The sequence below is a fragment of the Ideonella sp. A 288 genome (genome assembly GCF_002198735.1).
Lineage (GTDB): Bacteria > Pseudomonadota > Gammaproteobacteria > Burkholderiales > Burkholderiaceae_C > Pseudaquabacterium.
In genome coordinates this window covers 1-19174 of sequence record NZ_MWLO01000144.1, presented here as the reverse complement: position 1 = coordinate 19174, position 19174 = coordinate 1, and the positions used below count along the sequence as shown (strand labels likewise).

Here is a 19174-nt window from a genome sequence, read left to right as displayed (position 1 = left end):
CCCACCGCCATGCCCCGCCCCGCTCTGCCTTCTCCGCTGCGCCTGGCCCTGGCCGCGCTGGTGCTGATGCTGCTGGCCCTGGCCGGCTGTGCCTCGCTGGACGAGCGGCAGCGCGCCTGGATCTTCCAGCCCAGCGACCGCACCTGGTCGGGCGGCCTGGCCGCGGCGCAGGGCATGGACGACGTGTGGATCGACTTCGACTCGCGCGAGACCGGCGAGCGCGCCCGCCTGCACGGCCTGTGGCTGCCGCAGGCCAGCGACGACGCGCCGCTGCTGCTGTACCTGCACGGCGCGCGCTGGGACGTGCGCGGCAGCGCCCACCGCATGCGCCGCATGCACGAACTGGGCTTCGCGGTGCTGGGCGTGGACTACCGCGGCTTCGGCCAGAGCAGCGCCGCGCTGCCGTCCGAGACCATGGCCTACGAAGACGCCCGCGCCGCCTGGGACTGGCTGGCCGCGCAGCACCCGGGCCGGCAACGCTTCGTCTTCGGCCACTCGCTGGGCGGCGCCATCGCGGTGCACCTGGCGGCCGAGGCGCCCGAGGTGGCCGGCCTGATGGTCGAGGGCAGCTTCCCGTCGATCCCCGAGGTGGTGAGCCGCTTCAAATGGGGTTGGCTGCCGGTGGGGCCGCTGATCACCCAGCGCTTCGAGGCCGGCGAGCGCATCGCCCGCGTGCGCGCCCCGGTGCTGGTGGTGCACGGCAGCGAAGACCGACTGATCCCGCACGACCTGGGCCGCGCGCTGTTCGACCGCGCAGCCGAGCCCAAGCGCTTCGTGCTGGTCGAGGGCGGTTCGCACCACAACACCAACGCCGTGGGCCTGTCGCAATACCGTGACGCGGTGGGGCAGCTGTTCGGCGTGGGCGCCGCCAGGGACGCGATGCGCTGACGGGCCGGCGGGCGCCGCCCTGGCGCCCGCTAGCGCTTGCGATCGCGCAGCGCCGTCGTCACCTGCGAGAACGCGCCCAGCAACTGCGTGGCGGCCTCGCGCGCTAACCCCTGGGGCAGGCGCACGATGCCGGGCCGGTAGGTGGCCAGTGTCGGCCCCTTGCTGGCGAAGACGATGCTGTTGCTCTTGTCGGCGTCCACCACCACCAGCACCGCGCCGTCGAAGCTGCGCCGCAGCCGGTCGACCAGCGCGTCGTGGCGCTCGTCGCCCAGGTGCAGGTTGACCACCAGCATGCCGCCGGGCTGCAGCGCCTCGGCGCAGTCGTCGTAGAAGCGCTGCCGGGCCAGCACGTCGGGCATGCCCTCCCAGTCGAAGCCGTCGATCATCAGCACGTCGAAGGCCGCGCTGTGCTGACGCACGAAGCGAGCGCCATCGCCCAGCACCACCTGGAAGCGCTCGCCGTCCGGCGGGATCGCGAACTCGTCGCGCAGCGCCAGCACGTGGGGGTTGATCTCCACCACCTCGATGCTCGCCTCGGGCAGGTGGTGGTGGCAGAACTTGGCCAGCGAGCCGCCGCCCAGGCCGACCATGCCGATGCGCCGTGGGTTGGGCACGAAGAGCAGGAAGCCCATCATCGTGCGCGTGTACTCCAGGTCCAGCGCATTCGGGTCGTCGACGCGCATGCGGCTCTGCACCTCGCAGATCGAGAAGTGCAGCGCCTTGGCGCCGCGGCTCTCGAAGACGAAGGGCTTGACGTGGCCGTCGGGGCCGGGGGATTCGGACATGGCGCCGGGTCACCCCACCGCCGCGCGCCGCGGCGGCAGCACCTTGGCCGCCAGCAGCGTGGCCGCGAGTTGCAGCAGCAGGCAGCCCAGCACCACCGGCGTGTAGCTGCCGCTGCGGTCGAACACCCAGCCCGCCACCCAGGGGCCGGCCAGGTTGCCCAGCGCGGCCGCGGTGTACAGCGCGCCGATGATCGAGGCCACCGCGCGTGCGCCGAACAGGTCCATGCACAGCGCCGGCATCAGCGAGACGATGCCGCCGTAGCTCAGGCCCATCCACAGCGCGAACAGCGCCAGCGCCAGGTAGCCGCCCGCGCCCCACCACAGCAGGAAGGCCAGGCCCAGCGAGGCCTGCGCCATCACCAGCGTCAATGGACGGCCGATGCGGTCGGCCAGCCCGCCGATGACGAAGCGTCCGGTGAGGCTGCCGATGCCGATCATGCCCACCAGGCCCACCGCGCGGGCGTCGTCGATGCCCAAATCTCGCGCCGCCGCCGACAGGTGCGCGAAGGGGATGAACATCCCCGGCGAGGCCAGCACCGCCATCAGGTACATCCAGCGGAACGACGGCGTGCGCAGTGCCTCGCCCAGCGTGAAGCCGGCCACCGCGCGCGAGCCCACCGCCGTGGCCGCCGGGGCTCGGCGCATCAGCAGCGCGGCGCCCAGGCCCAGCACCAGCACGCCCGCGGCCATCAGGCGCAGTGCGCCGCGCCACTGCATCGCGCCGATGGCCGCGGTGGCCAACAGCGGCACCACCAGCGTGCCGGCGCCGATGCCGGCGCTGGCCAGGCCGGCGGCCAGGCCGCGGCGCTTCGTGAACCAGGGCTGCACGCAGGCGATCGAGGGCGTGTACACCATCGCGATGCCCACGCCCACGCCGGCGCCGTAGGCCGCGATCACCATCGCCATCGACGACGCAAAGCTGCAGGCCAGCAGCCCGCCGGCGATGCACACCATGCCGGCGCAGATGACCGCGCGCGGCCCGAAGCGGTCGGCCAGGATGCCCGCGCCCGCGCCCAGCACGAAGTAGATGAGCCCGCTGAGGCCGAACACCAGCGACACGTCGGCGCGCTGCGCGGTGAACTCGGTGGTGAACGATTCGAAGTAGGCGGCGAACGAGTACGACACGCCGAAGATCACCGCCAGGCAGGCGAAAGTGGCCCAGACCACGACCCAGGCGTAGGGCGGTTCGTCGGCAACGGTGGGCGCGTCGGCTGGCATCAGCCGGGCAGTGTAGGGGCGCCCATAATTGCCGCCACCCCTCAGCCATCGGACTTTCCCTTGATCCTCAAACGCCTGATCCTTGCCCTCGTCGTGCTGTGCCTGCTGGCCGGCCTGCTGCTGTGGGGGGCGCTGAGCTGGAGCTATTCCACCGGTGAGCGCGCCGGCTGGGTGCAGAAGCTGTCGAAGAAGGGCTGGGTGTGCAAGACCTGGGAAGGCGAGCTGGCGCTGGTCTCGCTGCCGGGGTCGATGCCGGAGAAGTTCCTCTTCACCATCCGCGACGACGCCGTGGCCCAGCAGGTGACCCGTGCGATGGGCAAGCGCGTGGCGCTGCACTACGAAGAGAAGGTGGGCCTGCCCACCACCTGCTTCGGCGAGACGCGGCACTACATCACCGGCGTGATCGTCTCCGACGAGATCCCGCTGGCGCCCGGCGTGATGGTGCCGCGGCCGCCGGCCGGCCTGCCGTCCGCGCCGGCCGCTGCGCCCCTGCCCCCCACCGCGGGCGCGGTGCCCGCCCTGCCTGCCGCCTCCGCGCCGCGGTGACCCGGCCGCGCCCTCGGCCCGTGCCGCCTTCGCCCCACCTAGAGAGGAGACCGCCATGACCGCCCCGCTGCGCCGCCAGACCCTGGCCGACCTGCTGCACCGCACGGCGGCGCGCTCGCCCCACGCCACCGCCATCGTCTGCGGCACCGTGCAGTGGACCTGGCGCGAGTTCGACGCCGTCGCCACCCGCCTGGCCGCCGGGCTGGCCCGCGAGGGCGTGGCCGCCGGCGACCGCGTCGCGGTGCTGGCGCGCAACTCGCACGCCTTCGCGGCGCTGCGCTTTGCACTCGCCCGGCTGGGCGCCGTGCTGGTGCCGGTGAACTTCATGCTCAACGCCACCGAGGCTGCGTACATCCTGCGCCATGCCGGCGCGCGGCTGCTGGCGGTCGACTCGGGCCTGGCCGCGCTGGGCCGCGACGCCGCGGCGCTGGACACCCGCGTCGAGCGCTTCCTGTGGCTGCCCAGCGAAGAGCCCAGCGAGCCGGTGCCGGGCCTGCTGAACTTCGACACCCTGGCCGCCTGCACCGATGCGCTGCGCGAGCCCGCGCTGCAGGGCGGCGACCTGGCACAGATCGTCTACACCAGCGGCACCGAATCGGCACCCAAGGGCGCGATGCTCACCCACGACGCGGTGATCGGCCAGTACGTCAGCTGCATCGTCGACGGCGAGATGGCCGCCGGCGACCGCATCCTGCACTCGCTGCCGCTGTACCACTGCGCGCAGCTCGACTGCTTCCTGGGCCCGGGCGTGTACCTGGGCGCCTTCAACGTCATCACCGCCAAGCCCACGCCCGACAACCTGCTGCCGCTGATCGCGAAACACCGCATCAGCGCCTTCTTCGCGCCGCCCACGGTGTGGATCTCGCTGCTGCGCTCGCCGCTGTTCGACAGCTGCGACCTGGGGTCGCTGCGCAAGGGCTACTACGGCGCGTCGATCATGCCGGTGGCGGTGCTGAAGGAGATGGCCCAGCGTCTGCCGCAGATCCGCCTGTGGAACTTCTACGGCCAGACCGAGATCGCGCCGCTGGCCACGGTGCTGAAGCCCGAAGACCAGCTGCGCAAGGCCGGCTCGGCCGGCAAGCCCACGCTGAACGTCGAGACGCGCGTGGTCGACGACCTGATGCGCGACGTGGCCCCGGGCGAGGTGGGCGAGATCGTGCACCGCTCGCCGCAACTGCTGCAGGGCTACTTCAACGACCCCGAGAAGACGGCCGCGGCCTTCGAGGGCGGCTGGTTCCATTCGGGCGACCTGGCCACCCTCGACGACGAGGGCTACATCACCGTGGTCGACCGCAAGAAGGACATGATCAAGTCCGGCGGCGAGAACGTGGCCAGCCGCGAGGTCGAGGAAACCATCTACCGCCTGCCCGGCGTCAGCGAGGTGGCCGTGGTGGGCCTGCCGCACGCCCGCTGGATCGAGGCCGTCACCGCCGTGGTGGTGGCCAAGCCCGGCCATGCGCTGACCGAGGCCGAGGTCATCGCCCACTGCGCGTCGCAGATGGCGCACTTCAAGGTGCCCAAGGGCGTGGTCTTCGTCGATGCGCTGCCGAAGAACCCGAGCGGCAAGCTGCTGAAGCGGGAGTTGCGGCAGCGCTTCGTGTCGCACTTTCCGGCCTGAACGGCCGGGGCAGGCTCGGGGCAGCGTCTCACCCCCCCTGCAACCGCTGCCTCACCAGCTGGATGTGGCTGCGCAGCGCGTACAGCTCATCGGCATGGCTCAGCGGCACGCGCACGCGGCCCACGTGGGCTTCGATGGTGTCGAGTTCGGCCAACAGTTCGGCCGGCGTGCGGCCGCCGCGGTCTTCTTCCACCGCGCGCAACTGGCCGTACCAGCGGAACACGCGCGAGCGCACGCGCATCTCGTACAGCGGCGGCACCACGCGCGACAGCGGGATCAGCACCGCGGCGATGGCCAGCAGCACCACCCACATGCGGTCGGCCAGATTGGCCATCCAGAATGGCAGGTAGCGTTGCAGCCACGGCACGCCGCTGCGGTACACGCGCTGGGCCTCGTCGGCCAGTGGCCGCTCGGTGTGCGCGGCGTTGGGAAAGTCGCCCTTGCGCTGGAACCAGCCCGGCGCGCCGTGCACCTGCTGCGCCGCCTGCACGAACAGCTGCACCAGTGCCGGATGCAGCGCCTCGCGGGCCACCAGCGTGGCGGTGGGCGCCACCAGGCGCACGTCGGCGGGCGGCAGGTCGCGCGCCAGGTCGACCACGCCGCGCGGCAGCGTCACCGCGGTCATGAACGGAAAGCGCCGCGAATAGGCCTCGGCCTGCGCGAAATCGAACAACCGGATGCCCGGCGTCTGCAGCAGCATCTGCACCATCGACGACTCGGGGGCCGAGGCCAGCGCCAACGCATCGAGCCGGCCCTCGAGCAGATCGACCACCGCCGGCGTGGTGGGCTGGTGCGACAGCGTCAGCGTGGCGGGATCGATGCGGTTCGCGTCCAGCAGCCGCTGCACCAGCGGCGGCACGCCGCTGCCCGCCGCGCCGACGTTGAGCCGCCAGCCGGCCAGTTGCGTCAGCGCCGACAGCGCGGGTGCGGCCAGCAGCTTCTGCGCCGAGGCCTCGCGGTAGAACAGCCACACCGGCTCGTGGAACATGCTGCCCAGCGAGACGAGGCCGGCGTCGGGGTCGTCGCCGGGGTCGCGCTCGCGGTCGGCACCGCCCTGCACGAAGGCCAGGTCGACGCCCGAACGGGGATCGCGCAGCAGCGCCAGGTTGTCGGCGGCGCCCTGCGTGGCGCGCAGTTCGACGGTGATGCCGTGGCGCTTCAGCACCTCGGCATAGCGGCGGCCGAACTCGGCATAGGCGCCCTGCGGCACGCCGGTGGCCAGCACCACGCGCCGCGGCGGGTTGGGCTGCAGCGCCAGGTAGGCGCCCACCAGCAGCGCCAGCGCCAGCAGGGCCAGCGGGCCGGCGGTGAGCGCCAGGTCGCGCAGCGAGAGCAGGGTGTTGTGCAGGACGCGGGGCATGGCGGGATGCTACCGGGCCGCCAGGCCTCGCACCGGCGCCCTGGCGGCAGCAGGCGGGATCGCCGGCTCGCCGGCCACGCTTGACGCGCCCGCTGGACGCGGCCGCCCTGCTGGTCACCTGGAACCTGAAGGACTTCGGCTCGCTCACCGAGCAATGGAACTCGGGCCCCGCCGACAGCCCCAAGCGCGACTGGCGTGCCCTGTGGGCCATCGCCGAGATCGTCTCGCGCTTCGACGTCATCGCCATCCAGGAGGTGGGCGGCGACCTGCGCGCGCTGCGCACGCTGATGAAGACGCTGGGCCCGCGCTGGCACTTTCTGATGACCGACGTGACGCGCGGCGACGCCGGCGGCGGCGAGCGCATCGCCTTCGTCTACGACGGCAGCCGGGCCGAGCTGTCGGGCCTGGCCGGCGAGCTGGTGCTGCCGCCCGAGCAACTGGCGGCCATGGCGCCCGACGCCCTGCAGCGACAGTTTGCGCGCACCCCCTATGCGGTGAGCTTCCAGGCCGGCGAGGCCACGGTGATCCTGGTGTCGGTGCACATCCTGTACGGCAGCGCCGCCGCCGACCGCGTGCCCGAGCTGAAGGCCATCGCGCGCTGGATGGCCGACTGGGCCGCCGAGGTGAACCGCTGGCACCACAACCTGCTGATCCTGGGCGACTTCAACATCGACCGGCGCGACGACGCGCTGTGGCAGGCCTTCACCTCCACCGGCCTGGCCGTGCCGCCGCAGCTGCAGGACGTGCGCCGATCGATCTTCGCCGACGCCACCAAGCCCACGCTGGGCAAGTACTACGACCAGATCGCCTGGTTCACCAGCGGCGGCGCACAGCTGATGGACTTGGCCGTGGCGGCCGCCGGCAGCGTCGATTTCGTGCCGCACCTTTACCGTGACATCGGCCTGACGAAGCAGCAGTTGCAGTACCGGGTGTCGGACCACTATCCGCTGTGGGTGGAGTTTCGGTGAGGCCCTCCTGGCGCGGGCGGCGCGGGCGGCGCGGCCTTCGCGGCACATGGCCGCTGCGCGGCCCTCAGAGCTCGTCGATGCCGGTGGAGGTCGGCGCCCGCTGGCCGCTGCCATCGGACAGCGAGAAGCGGTCGTTGGTGCGGGTGTAGAAGCTCGCCCCGAAGCGGGCCACGGGGCGGTAGTCGCGCAGGTTCACGCGCCAGGCCTCGGTGTCGATCAGGCCGGCCCGGGCGGCCAGCCACACGATGCGGCCGATGAAGACATAGCGGCTGTCGGTCTCGAGCTTTTCGTGCAGCACGCACTCGAAGGCCACCGGCGCCTCCTGGATGCGCGGCGGCGCGACGCGGTGCGAGGGCACCGCCGTCAGGCCGACCGCGGCCAGTTCGCTGACGTCCGACGGGAAGGCCTCGCCGCAGTCGTGCATCTTCTGCGCCATCGGCTCGTCGGACATGTGGACGACGAATTCGCCGCTGCGCAGGATGTTGGCGGCGGTGTCCTTCAGGCGCCCGTCCTTCAGGCGGTTGATGCTGATCATCAGGATCGGCGGGTCCTCGCCGACCATGTTGAACATCGAGAACGGCGCGGCGTTGACCACGCCCGTCGGCCCCAGCGTGGTGACCAGTGCAATCGGCCTCGGCACGATGAGGCTGGCCATCAGCTTGTAGCGCTGGTAGCCGGTGATGCTCTCGAAATCGACCTCGGTCACGGTGCTCGCCTCTCTCCGGGGGCCAGGGGATTCAGGACCCTCCCTCTGACGGAAGAGGTCTGGAGAGAGGGCACCGCAGGCTCAGACGATCACTTCGACCTTGGCACGCCGGGCCACCTTCGTCCAGGTGTCGATCTGCGAGCGGATGAGCTTGGCGAAATCATCGCCCAGAACCGGCGTCTTGCGCGGCAGGGTTTGCAGCTCCTCGAGCCGTGCCATCACGTCGGGCTTGGAGAGGATCTCGGGCATGAGCGCGCTCAGGCGCTGCGCGATCGGCGCAGGCAGGTTCTTCGGCGCCGACAGTCCGAGCCACTGCGAGCCGGTCATCGAGGGGAAGCCGAGTTCGGCAAACGTCGGGATGTTGGGCAGCCCGGGCAAGCGCGCCGGGGTGGAGACGGCCAGCGCGCGCAGCGAGCCGGCCTTCAGCTGCGCCACGTTGGTGGTGATGGGGTCGAACAGGCCGTCGATCTGGCCGCCGAGCAGGTCCTGCATCGCCGGTGCGCTGCCCTGGTAGGGCACGTGGTCGTGCTCGGGCGCCTGGCCTTCGATCTTGAGCAGTTCGCCGAACAGGTGGTTGGCCGAACCCACGCCGGACGTGCCGTAACGCACCGGCTTGGTCTTGGCCGTCGCCACGTACTGGCCGAGGTTCTGTATCGGTGACTGGCCGCGCACCAGCAGCACCATCGGCGCCTCCACCAGCATGGACATGTGGGTGAAGTCGCTGACCGCGTCGAAGGGCATCACATTGCGCGTGGCCGCGGCATAGATGTGCACCGAGGCGTGGCTGACCAGCAGGGTGTAGCCGTCGGCCGCCTGCTTGGCAACGTACTCGGTGCCGATCAGGCCACCAGCCCCCGGCCGGTTCTCGACCACCACCGTCTGCCCGAGGGCCTGCGACAGGTGCGGCGCCATCAGCCGGGCCACCGTGTCCACCAGGCCACCGGGCGGAAACTGTGCGACCAGGCGGACCGGGCCGCGGCTGGGCCAGGCGCTCTGGGCACCGACCCAGGCGGGCGACGACAGGGCCGCAGCACCTGCGGCCAGAACGAGGCGACGCTTCATCGAAAACTCCTGTGTGGACAGTCGGGTGCGCGGCCAGATCGCAGAAACCGTGCCAAGCCGCCGGGCCCCCGCGCCGTGTCGACGCACGGGAACGCAACTTGCACCCACACCACGGCCACACCAGCCCACGCGCCGCAGGCACCGCCTGCGGCGGGTCCAACCCGATGTGCGCTGTGTGCAGCCTTCAGGCGCAGGCGCACGCCGTCTTGGTGCGCCGGCCACCCAAGGCCGCACCATCATCGGCCGCAACCGAAGGAACGCATCGCCATGCCCGCCATTCACCTGCGCTCGCTGCCCGGTCACGGGCGTGTCGGCGGCCGGACTCGACGACGGTGGTGCGGCCCCGATCGGATGAGCGCCATGCAAGCCCACCGACCCACCCACCTCTGCGAGATCCCATGACGCAAGCCCCCCGACGCGTGGGCCTCATCGGCCTGGGAACGATGGGCGGCCTCATGGCGCGGTCGCTGATCGAGGCCGGCCACGAGGTGGTGGGCCACGATCCGGCGCCCGCCTGCCGCGCCCGGCTGCGCCGCAGCGGCGGCCGCGCGCTGGCGTCCAACACCGAGGTCGCGCGCGCCGCCGAGGTGCTGATCTGCTCGCTGCCGAGCAGCGCGGCGCTGAACGCCGTCGTCGCCGACCTGCAGCAGGCCGGGGCACCGTCCGCGCGGCAACTCGTCGTCGAGACCAGCACGCTGCCGCTGGCCGACAAGCTGGCCGCCGCCGCGGCGCTGCGCCGGCAGGGGCGGCAGATGGTGGACGCGCCGATCAGCGGCACCGCAACACCGACCCCGCAGCAGGCCTGGATCATGTACCTGAGCGGCACCCGGGCCGCCTGCCGCGAGGCGGCGGCGCTGGCGCGTGCGTTCACGCTGGACGCGCCTCACGTCGGCCCGCTGGGGACGGGGACGAAGCTGAAGTTCGCCGCCAACCACCTGGTGGCCATCTACAACGTGGCTTATGCCGAGATGGTGACGCTGTGCCGCCGCATGGGGCTGGACCCCGCCGTGGCGCTGCAGCACCTGGGCCACAGCCCTTACCTCGGCACCGGCGCCATGCGGCTGCGCGTGCCCTTCATGATCGAGCGCCGCTACGAACCGGCGACGATGAAGATGGCGCTGTGGCAGAAGGACATGCAGGTCATCGGCGAGATGGCGCGGTCGGTGCATTGCCCGACGCCGCTGTTCGATGCCTGCGCGTCGCTCTACACCGGGGCCATGGCAATGGGCCTGGGCGAGTCCGACACCGCCGCCACCGCCGAGGTGCTGGGGCGCCTGGCGGGGGACCGGGGGCTGCCGCGTCTAGCCGCGGACGGTGTCAGGCGCGGATGAACCTGCCGCCAGGGCGCGCGTCACGTCCGCGGCCGGGACGGCACGGCAGCCGCTGACGTTCTGCCCCGCCCACATCGGCGAGTAGTCGCCCGAGGCCTGGCCTTCGGCCTTCGCCCGCAGCGGTGCCAGCGCCGCTGTTGCGAGCGGAAAGGCCGGTGTCAGCGGACTCAGCGGCCCATGCTCGCGCATGAAGCGATTGACGATGCCACGCGCCGGCCGGCCGGTGAACAGGTTGGTCAGCGCGGTGTGCGCCGCGGCAGGCGACTGCAGCGCCGCCCGGTGGACGGCACTGGTGGTGGCCTCGGGGCACAGCAGGTAGGCGGTGCCGACCTGCACGCCGGCCGCTCCCAGGGCCAGGGCCGCGGCCACGCCGGCGGCATCGGCGATGCCGCCGGCGGCCACGACCGGGCAGCGCACGGCGCGCACGACCTGGGGCAACAGCGCAAAGGTGCCCAGCTGCGTCGTCAGGTCTTGCACCGGGTCATCGGTCAGGAACATCCCGCGGTGGCCGCCGGCCTCCAGCCCCTGTGCGATGACCACGTCGGCGCCGTGGGCCTCCAGCCAGCGCGCCTCGTCCACCGTGGTGGCCGACGACATCACCACCGCGCCCCAGGACTTCACCGTCGCCAGCAGGTCGGGATCGGGGAGCCCGAAGTGGAAGCTGACGACGGGCGGCCGGAACTCGGCAAGAAGCTCTGCGGCCGTGGCGTCGAACGGTACGCGGCCTGCCCCGGCAGGAACCTCTGCAGGGTCGATGCCGAACTCGGCATACGCCGGCGCCAGGGATGCACGCCAGGCCTGCTCGACCCGCGCCGAGGGTTCGGGCGGCCGATGGCAGAAGAAGTTGACGTTGTACGACGGCAGCCCGGCACTGCCGAGGGACTGCAACTCGCCGCGCAACTGGGCCGGCGTCAGCGTCGCGCAGGGCAATGAACCCAAGGCGCCGGCGCGCCCCGCGGCGATCGCCAGGGCGCTGGACTGCACACCGGCCATGGGCGCCTGGATGATCGGAAGGCTGATGCCAAGCAGGTCTGTCAGCAGCATGGGGCGTGTCATGGTCGGGTGGCCCGGAGCATACGGCAGCGGCGTCATCCAACGGCTCACGGCGGTGGGCCTTGCCCACGACGTCGGCATTGGGGGGCATGGCAGGTGCCGGGCTGGGCCTTGCCCTGTGTCTTCGTGGCCAGACCCGTCGGCGCTTCCAGCGGCATCGGCCACCGGACCACCGACCGCCAGGTGCTGCGGGCCACCGGCCAGGCCATCGACGCCATCCTCGGCAACGGGCTGGCGATCAACCTCTTCTCGAAGACGTCCAACCGACGCTGGTTCCCATGGGCCCGGCGGCGAGGCCCAATTTGTCACGCCGGCGCCGGGGCTGGCCTGGCGGGGCGGTCAAATCGCGGCCGGCGGGGTCGATAGTCCACAGGTGGACCTGCTTTCCAGGGCGCGCCGTGCGCTGAACGTCGACAACGATGCGCTGTCCGCGCATCGTGCCCGGATCCGCCGCAACTTCAGCATCCTGGGGGCGATGGCCTTCCTGCCGTTGGCGGTGCTGCACCTGGTGAACGCGAACTGGCTGATGTTCGCCGTCAACACGGCCGTGGGCGGCACGATGCTGGCCAATGGCTGGGCGCTGCAACGCGGGCGGAATCCGGTGGTGCCGTTCCTGGCCCTGGGCTGCATCATGGTGGTCGGCGTGTGCCTCTCGGCCTGGCGGCAGGGCATCTACGGCGTGCTGTGGGCGAATCCGGCGCTCTTCATGTTCTTCTTCGTGCTGTCGCGGCGCTGGGCCCTGGCCCTGGGGGCGGCGCTGCTGCTGGGCGTGACCGCCGCGAGCAGCCTCTCGCTGGGTTGGCCGCTGGCGGCACGGGTGTTCATGAGCCTCGGCTTCACGCTGATCATGATCAACGTGGCGCTCAACGTCGTCAGCGACCTGCAGCAGGCGCTCGAGAGCCAGGCCAGCACCGACCCGCTGACCGGTGCCTTCAACCGCCGCCATCTGCAGATGCACCTGGCACAGCGTGTCGCGCCCGCCGACGCCGCGGCACCCGGCGACGCGTTGCTGGCCATCGACATCGACCACTTCAAGCTCATCAACGACCGCCACGGCCACGACGTGGGCGATCAGGTGCTGTGCCGGCTGGTGGCCGCGGTGGGGGCCCGCAAGCGCGGCAGCGACCTGCTGTTCCGCACCGGTGGCGAGGAATTCGTGCTGCTGCTGCCGCGCGTCACGCTCGCCGACGCACAGCGCCTGGCCGAGGACCTGCGCCAGCGCCTGGAGCAGGCCGAGCTGCTGCCGGGCGAGACGGTCACCGTCAGCATCGGGGTCAGTGCACTGGCGCCAGGGCAGAGCGCCGAGGCCTGGTTCAAGTCGGCCGACGCGGCGCTGTACGACGCCAAGCACCTGGGACGCAACTGCGTCGTCGTGGCCGGCCTCGACCACCCGAGGGCCAGCGAGGCGCTGCACGCCGGCTCGCACAGTCCTTCGGCAGGTGGACGTCCTGCAGCGTGACGGCGCGCTCCGCGTTGCCAGTGCCGCACTGACGATCGTCGGTTGAACGCCTGGCGCCGTGCCATCTTGCCTTCGCCGTCGGAACCGACCACGGCAGCCGGTGGAGCGCCCCGGGGCACTGGCCGCGCCTCTGACGGAGGCAGCGACCGAAGCCCTTCGCGACCGGGGGGACCGCCGCGGGCGGCCGGCTTCAGCGCCCCGGACAGGCCGCGGTCTCGCCGGGCACCTTGCCCACCAGCAGCAGGAAGGATTCGAACGGGCCCATCACGCCCATCGCCTCCAACTTGGGGCCGGTGAACTGCAAGGCCCCGAACATCATCGCGCGCATCGGCCCGTACTGGCCCCTGCCCATCTCACCCCATTGCGGGGTGGCGGCATGCATCGTGTAGTCGACGCTGGTGTTCATCGTGGCGTTCTGCACCGCTCCCCCGTAGACGCACTGCGCCTTGCCGTCCTTGGAGGCGATGCGCAACTCGACCTGGCTGGGTTCGCCGCACTCGGTGCGGTACAGGTGGATGACCTTGAAGCCCTTGCCTCCGTCATTCCTGATCCAGTCGGAGGACAGGCCGTCCAGCAGGTTGGGCGTGCGGTTCCACTGTTCGCAGGCGGCCGTCGCCCACTCGGCGCCCATCAGGTTGAGGGCGGCACCCGCGTGGCAGGTCGCGCCGGCCAGCGCCAGGGCCAGTAGCATCTTCGAATGCATCCGTCGTCTCCGTTCGCCGGTGCATCCAAGGTGGCACCGATCCTGACCGATCGTAGGCGCGTCCCGGGGCGGCCACCATCACGACGAAGAGCTACTCCTTCGGGGGAGCCGACGGTGCCTGAGGGCGTGGCCGGCGCCGCGGCGCGTCAGCAGTGGATCACCTGCTCCGACGGGTGCATGCCGATCTGCGTCTGCCCGCGTGGGTACTGCAGGACCACACGGCCCTTGTCCGGGCGCTGGGCGCCGTCCATGCAGACCACCGGCAGGTCGTGCGGCGGGCCGCCTGGCCGCTGCCATGCCTAGCGGGTCGACCGATCGCGCCGCGCCGGCCCCGGGTGCGGCCGCCGGCACTCGTCCGGAACGCCGTCGTGGTCGACGTCCAGGCTGCGACCCGAGGCGATGTCGCAGGCGTCGAGGTCACCAGTCTGCACACAGGTCGGCAGGGAGCCGACATCGATCACCGGGCCCACTTCGAATCGACGCCCGAAGCGGTGCCACAGGATGCTGACCTGGCCCGACGCCTGGTTGGCCACCGCGAGATCGGTGCGGCGATCGCCGTCGAAGTCCGCTGCGGCGATCGAGCAGGGGCCCTCACGCAGCGCCACCGGTCCGCGCGCCAGCATGCCCCAACGCTCCAGGCCGTCGTCCACGGCGTTGCGGTTGCAGTCGGTGGACGGCGGCGGACGGTCCAGATCGACGCGCCGCGTGGGCGAGCGCGGCAAGCTCGTGTCGCTCTCCACGATCACCTCGCCACGCCGGCCCGCCGGGGCCTGTCCCCAAGCCGTGACAGCCACCATCATCAGCGCCACGGTGACGAGCAGCCACATCAGCGCACGATGCCAACTGGACGTCATCTTCTTGCTCCCCTGGTCGATGCAGAGACAAGCATCCGCGCCGGCAGCGGCGATCTGTTGAGCCTGCCCAGCGGGTGCCTGCATCGGACGGTGATGGGGCCGCTTTCGGCCGCCAGTGCGCGCAGCCCGAGCGTCACCCGAACGGCTGCGCGGCACAGGCCCCGACAATAATCTTCAAAGTCAGCGCACCGGACCGTCGCCGAGATCGGGCGGCACCGTGCCGAGCAGGCTGCCGAGGTGGACATGGGTGACCAAGGCCACGCCGCCGGCCACCGTGGCCGCGTGCATGCGGAACCAGCGCCGGGTGTCGGGCGAATGGCAGGGGTATTCGGTGACGAAGGCGTCGCGGCCGCCTTCGAGCACTTCCGTCAGCCCGATCAGCACCGGCAGCGCCGATGGATCGGCTTGCGCGCTGCGGCGGCAGACCTCGAGGTAGTTGACCCCGGGCCCGCAGCGGTCCAGGCCCGGATCGCCGTTCTGCGCCGCAAACTCGCGCCAGGCGCGGTTGACGAACTGGATGGTGCCTTGCCCGTCGAGCACGGCCACGTTGCCGCTCAGCGCGTCGATGATGGCCTGCAGCGGGTGGCCGTCGTCGCGGTCCACGCCCGGATCGGCGTGCTCCGTATCCGACGCCCGGTGGTCGCCGGGGGGCCGTGCGGGGTCCGCCGTGTCGGGGTCGAAGGGGTCGGCGGCGGGGGCCAAGGGCACGCGGGCCTCCACCGTCGTGCCGACCCCCGGGGCGCCATCGACGCGCAGGCGGCCGCCCAGCGCACGCACGCGCTCGGTCATGCCCAGCAGGCCGAACGAGCCCGGCTTGCGGTGCTCGCGCGAGCCCATGCCGGTGCCGTCGTCGGTGATGCGCAGCACCGCCAGGCCCCCGCCAGCGCGGTGCAGGTGGACCCGCACCGTGCTCGCGCCGGCATGCTTGGCCACGTTGTGCAGCGCCTCCTGGGTGAGGCGGTACAGGCAGGTGGACACCGCCGGGTTCCCGACCAGGTCGTCGCTGACCTCGGCGGCGGCATCGACCCGGCAGGTGATGCCGGAGCGCGCGGTGAACTGCCGGACCATCGCCTCGAGCGCGGGCACCAGGCCCAGTTCCTCGAGCATCTGCGGCCGCAGGTCGTTGACGATGCGGCGCGTGGAGGCGATGGCGCCCAGCACCAGCCGATCGGCCTCGGCCAGCATCGGCACCACCGCGGCCGGTTCAGCGGCCAGGCGGTCGGCGATGGTCGTGAGGTCCATGCGGACCACGGCCAGGGTCTGCTGCAGGTCGTCGTGCAGTTCGCGCGCGATGCGCTTGCGCTCCTCCTCCTGGACGTCGCCCTGCGATGCAACCAGGCGCCGCAGGTCGGCGTGCGAACGGGCCAGCTCGGCCTCCGCGCGCTTGGCTTGAGTGACGTCCCGCGCCGACACCACCGAGCCGACGATGGCCCCGCCACCGATGCGGATGGGCGCGTAGCTGTAGCTGCCGACCCAGGTGTCGCCGGTGTCCCGGCGCCGCAGCCGGTACTCGGCGCTGACCGCCGTCTCGCCACGCAGGGCCCGGGCGGGCGGCCACTGGTCTTCAGGCACGCTCTCGCCGCTGGCCAAGGACAGTTCCAGCAGCGCCGGGCTGCAGCCGCCCCCCGCCGCACAGTCGTCCCGGCTGGCGAAGCGGTGGAAGCTCGCGCAGGCGTCGTTGACCTCGATGCACCGGCCCTCGGCGTCGGAGATGTACACCGCGTCGCTCATGCTGGCCAACGCAGCCCGCAGCGTCGCCTGGCTGGCCGCCAGCGCGTCGTCCGCCGCTGGCGTGCCAGCGATGGCGCGGGCCGCGCCGGGCTCGGCAGCCTGGTCGGTCTGCGCCAGCTGGGGCAGGACGATGGGCGTGACCTCCTCGACGCGGTGGACCAGGTAGGCGACACGGCCCTGCGCATCGAGCACGGGCGTGTTGAGCCGGCGCCACCAGCGCGCGTCGATGCCACCGTCGCCGGGCGTCATCGCCTGAAGTGCCTGGCGTTGCAGTGGCATCGCGTCGGGCACCCGGTGGCACAGCACGCGTTCGAACGAGGCCCTGGCCTCCATCACGCCAACGGCATGCGGGTCGCCGGGCCGGCCGCCGAAGACCTCGGCGACGCCCCGGCCCAGCACATCATCCAGGCACAGGCCCACGGCCTGCAAAAAGGTGGGGCTGGCCGCCACGAGCGTGAAGCGCGGCGCATCCGGCAGCAGCACCAGCACCATGCCGGCCACCGACTCGGCCATGCCACGGGGGTCTGGCGCCGACATCAACGTGCCGTGGGCAGCGGTCGTGGGGTTCATCGCGGGGGATTGGTGCCCCGGCGACGGGGGCCGATCGCCGGGTGTGCGAGTGTCGCTCGCCCGCGCGGCCGAGTCACCCCCGCCAAGCCCCCCGCGGGCCCGCCGCACCGAGCACGACACCGGGCCGAGCACCGGCGGCCGCGACCGCCCGTCACGGCGGCGCGACGGACACAGCGCCAGGCCCGCGATCGAGGCGCACGTGTTGTGCCCCAGGGTGAAGCCGCCGCCGACCACATTGCTGATGGCGTCGGCTGGGTCGAGGTTCGGCGCCTGACTCACCGTGCCGGTGAAAGGCGATGGCGACCGGCGCGGCGAACACGCTGCCCGCCATGCACAAGGCCACGCAGGTCGCCTGGACAAGCTGTACCGCACCCATGAACGGCCTTTCCCGACGATGCATCCGCGGACCGATGCACGGCCCTGCGACCTGTCGATGGCGAGGCGCTCGCACCGACCGATGCCATGCGCGGACACCTGCTCCCGCACATCGCCTGCGCCGTCTTCGACAGGTCGATGTTCACCGTCGTGGCGCGGCCGGCGTTGAGCGCCCTCAACGTCGCGACGCCGCCGAGCCGCCCCGGGGCCGCAACGACCGCGGTACATTCAAGGCATGGTTTCGGACGCGAGCATCCGATTCTTCGACGCCCAGTTCCAGCGGCAGGTGGGCGAGGCCGACCTGTGCCTCAACCCCTTCGAGCAGGCCGCCCTGCCCCACCTGCGCGGCCGCGTGCTCGACCACGGCTGCGGCATGGGCAACCTGGCCGTGGCCGCCGCCCGCCGCGGCTGCTCGGTCGTTGCGCTCGACGGCAGCCCCACCGCCATCCGGCACCTGCGCCAGGTGGCGCTCGCCGAGTCGCTGCCGATCAGCGCGGCCGAGGCCGACCTGCGGTGCCACGAACTCGACGGCGACTTCGACGCCGTCGTCAGCATCGGCGTGCTCATGTTCTTCGAATGCACGGTGGCCGTGGCCCAGTTGCGCCAGTTGCAGGCCCATGTGCGGCCCGGCGGGGTCGCCGTGGTGAACGTGCTGGTCGAGGGCACCACGTACCTCGACATGTTCGATCCGGCCGGCCACTGCCTGTTCGGCCGCGAGGACCTGGCGCGGCACTTCGAGGGCTGGGAGATCCTGCAGGCCGAGCACCGGGAGTTCCCGGCGCCGCAGGGGCGGGTGAAGTCGTTCGCCACGGTCGTCGCGAGAAAGCCCGCGCCGAACCGGCACTGATCACGGCACGCGCCGCTGGACAGCCCGCGGGCCTTGGCCAGGCGGGCGTCCGGACGCCCGTCCCCTACAGCACCACCTCGATCAGGCACGGCGCGCGGCTGGCAAAGCCGCGCTGCAGCGCCTGCACCAGCGCACCGGCGTCGTCGACGCGCACGCCGTCCACGCCATGGCCGCGTGCCAGTGCCACCCAGTCGAGCACTGGGCGGTCGAGGGTGAGCATGTCGGTGGCCTTCTGGCCGCTGATCTGCGCGCCCACGCCCTTCAGCTCGCCCTGCAGGATGGCGTAGCTGCGGTTGGCGAAGATCACGGCCACCACCGGCAGCGATTCGCGGGCCATCGTCCACAGCGCCTGCAGCGTGTACATCGCGCTGCCGTCGCCCTCCAGCGCCAGCACCGGGCGGCCCGGCGCGGCCACCGCCGCGCCCACCGCGCAGGGCAGGCCGTAGCCGATGGCGCCGCCCATGCCCTGCAGCCAGTCGTGCGGCGCGGCCGCGGCCATCGGCGCCCCGAAGGCACGGCCGGTGGTGATGGCCTCGTCGACCACGATGGCCTGTTCGGGCAGCGTGGCGGCGATGGCCGCGGCCACCGATTCGGGTGTGAGCCGACCGTCGGGCGCGGGCGTGGCCGCGGACGGGGCCAGCACCAGGTCGCGCTCCAGGCGCACGCCCAGCGCGTCGGCCAGGGCCTGCAGCGCCGCCGGCACGTCCTGCCGCGGCTCGGCCAGCGTCACCAGCGCGGCGCCGGCCGGCTTCAGCTGCGAGGGCTTGCCGGGGTAGGCGAAGAAGCCGATCGGCTCGACGCTGCCGGCCAGCACCAGGGCCTGCGTGCCGGCCAGCCGCGCCACCGACGCGTCCACCGCATAGGGCAGGCGGTCGATGCGCGGCAGACCGCGCCCGCCGGGCATGCGCGCGTTGTAGAACTCGGCCATCACGCGGCAGCCGGTGCGCGCGCCGATGGCGGCGGCCAGTTGCTGCGCGCGCTCGCTTTGCGAACCGGCGGCGCCCAGCAACAGCATGGCGCGCTCGCCCAGCGACTGCAGCGTGCGCGCGGCGGCCTCCACCGCCGCCGTCGACACGGCCGGCGCGCGCACGCTGCAGTCG

The 19174-nt window shown here is 72.3% G+C and carries 17 protein-coding genes; 7 read left to right on the top strand and 10 right to left on the bottom strand.

Features of this window, described 5'->3' with window-relative positions:
• Positions 1–9 precede the first annotated feature (9 nt).
• Complete coding sequence (locus EOINJALH_RS23735) at positions 10–888, top strand: alpha/beta hydrolase (protein ID WP_088284809.1); 879 nt, start codon at positions 10–12, stop codon at positions 886–888.
• 29 nt (positions 889–917) lie between these two features.
• Here EOINJALH_RS23735 and EOINJALH_RS23730 read toward each other — a convergent pair whose 3' ends face one another.
• Both EOINJALH_RS23730 and EOINJALH_RS23725 read right to left on the bottom strand, forming a co-directional pair.
• Positions 918–1673 (bottom strand): transferase, encoded by a 756-nt coding sequence (locus EOINJALH_RS23730; protein WP_088284807.1) that lies wholly within the window; start codon positions 1671–1673, stop codon positions 918–920.
• A 9-nt stretch (positions 1674–1682) separates the two neighbouring features.
• On the bottom strand, positions 1683–2891 hold the full coding sequence (locus EOINJALH_RS23725) for an MFS transporter (RefSeq protein WP_088284805.1): 1209 nt from the start codon (positions 2889–2891) through the stop codon (positions 1683–1685).
• Positions 2892–2951: 60 nt separating this feature from the next.
• Between EOINJALH_RS23725 and EOINJALH_RS23720 the strand changes: the two genes are divergently transcribed.
• Positions 2952–3437, top strand: coding sequence for a hypothetical protein (locus EOINJALH_RS23720; protein WP_199873469.1), 486 nt, complete (start codon positions 2952–2954; stop codon positions 3435–3437).
• A 55-nt stretch (positions 3438–3492) separates the two neighbouring features.
• Positions 3493–5055, top strand: a complete 1563-nt coding sequence (locus tag EOINJALH_RS23715) for an acyl-CoA synthetase (protein WP_088284804.1) — start codon at positions 3493–3495, stop codon at positions 5053–5055.
• 28 nt (positions 5056–5083) lie between these two features.
• Here EOINJALH_RS23715 and EOINJALH_RS23710 read toward each other — a convergent pair whose 3' ends face one another.
• Entirely contained in the window at positions 5084–6415 is a 1332-nt protein-coding gene (locus EOINJALH_RS23710) for a TAXI family TRAP transporter solute-binding subunit (protein ID WP_088284802.1), read from the bottom strand.
• 80 nt (positions 6416–6495) lie between these two features.
• Here EOINJALH_RS23710 and EOINJALH_RS23705 point away from each other — a divergent pair, with 80 nt between their 5' ends.
• The gene (locus EOINJALH_RS23705; RefSeq protein WP_088284800.1) at positions 6496–7383 is read left to right on the top strand and encodes an endonuclease/exonuclease/phosphatase family protein; all 888 of its coding nucleotides are present in this window, start codon (positions 6496–6498) and stop codon (positions 7381–7383) included.
• Positions 7384–7447: 64 nt separating this feature from the next.
• Here EOINJALH_RS23705 and EOINJALH_RS23700 read toward each other — a convergent pair whose 3' ends face one another.
• Positions 7448–8089 (bottom strand): flavin reductase family protein, encoded by a 642-nt coding sequence (locus EOINJALH_RS23700; RefSeq protein WP_088284798.1) that lies wholly within the window; start codon positions 8087–8089, stop codon positions 7448–7450.
• An 81-nt stretch (positions 8090–8170) separates the two neighbouring features.
• A complete protein-coding gene (locus EOINJALH_RS23695) occupies positions 8171–9151 on the bottom strand; it encodes a tripartite tricarboxylate transporter substrate binding protein (RefSeq protein WP_158219874.1) in 981 nt (326 codons plus the stop codon).
• Between the two features lie 164 nt (positions 9152–9315).
• Between EOINJALH_RS23695 and EOINJALH_RS31390 the strand changes: the two genes are divergently transcribed.
• Entirely contained in the window at positions 9316–10482 is a 1167-nt protein-coding gene (locus EOINJALH_RS31390) for an NAD(P)-binding domain-containing protein (RefSeq protein ID WP_144290144.1), read from the top strand.
• Here the strand turns inward: EOINJALH_RS31390 and EOINJALH_RS23685 are convergent.
• Positions 10453–11526 carry an NAD(P)H-dependent flavin oxidoreductase gene (locus EOINJALH_RS23685; protein ID WP_404872794.1) on the bottom strand — a complete coding sequence of 358 codons (1074 nt, stop codon included), beginning with the start codon at positions 11524–11526 and terminating at the stop codon, positions 10453–10455. The genes EOINJALH_RS31390 and EOINJALH_RS23685 overlap by 30 nt on opposite strands.
• A gap of 382 nt (positions 11527–11908) precedes the next feature.
• Here EOINJALH_RS23685 and EOINJALH_RS23680 point away from each other — a divergent pair, with 382 nt between their 5' ends.
• Positions 11909–12994 (top strand): diguanylate cyclase, encoded by a 1086-nt coding sequence (locus EOINJALH_RS23680; protein WP_158219872.1) that lies wholly within the window; start codon positions 11909–11911, stop codon positions 12992–12994.
• A 190-nt stretch (positions 12995–13184) separates the two neighbouring features.
• Here EOINJALH_RS23680 and EOINJALH_RS23675 read toward each other — a convergent pair whose 3' ends face one another.
• The 3 genes from EOINJALH_RS23675 to EOINJALH_RS23665 form a co-directional block, all read right to left on the bottom strand.
• Entirely contained in the window at positions 13185–13697 is a 513-nt protein-coding gene (locus EOINJALH_RS23675) for an SCP2 sterol-binding domain-containing protein (RefSeq protein ID WP_088284792.1), read from the bottom strand.
• 299 nt (positions 13698–13996) lie between these two features.
• Complete coding sequence (locus EOINJALH_RS23670; protein WP_144290142.1) at positions 13997–14635, bottom strand: VCBS repeat-containing protein; 639 nt, start codon at positions 14633–14635, stop codon at positions 13997–13999.
• Positions 14636–14731: 96 nt separating this feature from the next.
• Complete coding sequence (locus tag EOINJALH_RS23665; protein WP_158219871.1) at positions 14732–16852, bottom strand: PAS domain-containing protein; 2121 nt, start codon at positions 16850–16852, stop codon at positions 14732–14734.
• A 610-nt stretch (positions 16853–17462) separates the two neighbouring features.
• Here EOINJALH_RS23665 and EOINJALH_RS23660 point away from each other — a divergent pair.
• Positions 17463–18074 carry a methyltransferase domain-containing protein gene (locus EOINJALH_RS23660; protein WP_088284786.1) on the top strand — a complete coding sequence of 204 codons (612 nt, stop codon included), beginning with the start codon at positions 17463–17465 and terminating at the stop codon, positions 18072–18074.
• Positions 18075–18138: 64 nt separating this feature from the next.
• Here EOINJALH_RS23660 and EOINJALH_RS23655 read toward each other — a convergent pair.
• Positions 18139–19174: acetolactate synthase large subunit (locus EOINJALH_RS23655; RefSeq protein WP_088284784.1), on the bottom strand; the 1036-nt coding region annotated here is incomplete at its 5' end.

Bases quoted from the DNA above. Each gene is read 5' to 3' on its own strand.
- EOINJALH_RS23735 (WP_088284809.1), top strand. From the start codon at position 10: ATGCCCCGCCCCGCTCTGCCTTCTCCGCTGCGCCTGGCCCTGGCCGCG.
- EOINJALH_RS23730 (WP_088284807.1), bottom strand. From the start codon at position 1,673: ATGTCCGAATCCCCCGGCCCCGACGGCCACGTCAAGCCCTTCGTCTTC.
- EOINJALH_RS23725 (WP_088284805.1), bottom strand. From the start codon at position 2,891: ATGCCAGCCGACGCGCCCACCGTTGCCGACGAACCGCCCTACGCCTGG.
- EOINJALH_RS23715 (WP_088284804.1), top strand. From the start codon at position 3,493: ATGACCGCCCCGCTGCGCCGCCAGACCCTGGCCGACCTGCTGCACCGC.
- EOINJALH_RS23710 (WP_088284802.1), bottom strand. From the start codon at position 6,415: ATGCCCCGCGTCCTGCACAACACCCTGCTCTCGCTGCGCGACCTGGCG.
- EOINJALH_RS23695 (WP_158219874.1), bottom strand. From the start codon at position 9,151: ATGAAGCGTCGCCTCGTTCTGGCCGCAGGTGCTGCGGCCCTGTCGTCG.
- EOINJALH_RS31390 (WP_144290144.1), top strand. From the start codon at position 9,316: ATGTGCGCTGTGTGCAGCCTTCAGGCGCAGGCGCACGCCGTCTTGGTG.
- EOINJALH_RS23685 (WP_404872794.1), bottom strand. From the start codon at position 11,526: ATGCTGCTGACAGACCTGCTTGGCATCAGCCTTCCGATCATCCAGGCG.
- EOINJALH_RS23675 (WP_088284792.1), bottom strand. From the start codon at position 13,697: ATGCATTCGAAGATGCTACTGGCCCTGGCGCTGGCCGGCGCGACCTGC.
- EOINJALH_RS23670 (WP_144290142.1), bottom strand. From the start codon at position 14,635: ATGCAGGCACCCGCTGGGCAGGCTCAACAGATCGCCGCTGCCGGCGCG.
- EOINJALH_RS23665 (WP_158219871.1), bottom strand. From the start codon at position 16,852: ATGAACCCCACGACCGCTGCCCACGGCACGTTGATGTCGGCGCCAGAC.
- EOINJALH_RS23660 (WP_088284786.1), top strand. From the start codon at position 17,463: ATGGTTTCGGACGCGAGCATCCGATTCTTCGACGCCCAGTTCCAGCGG.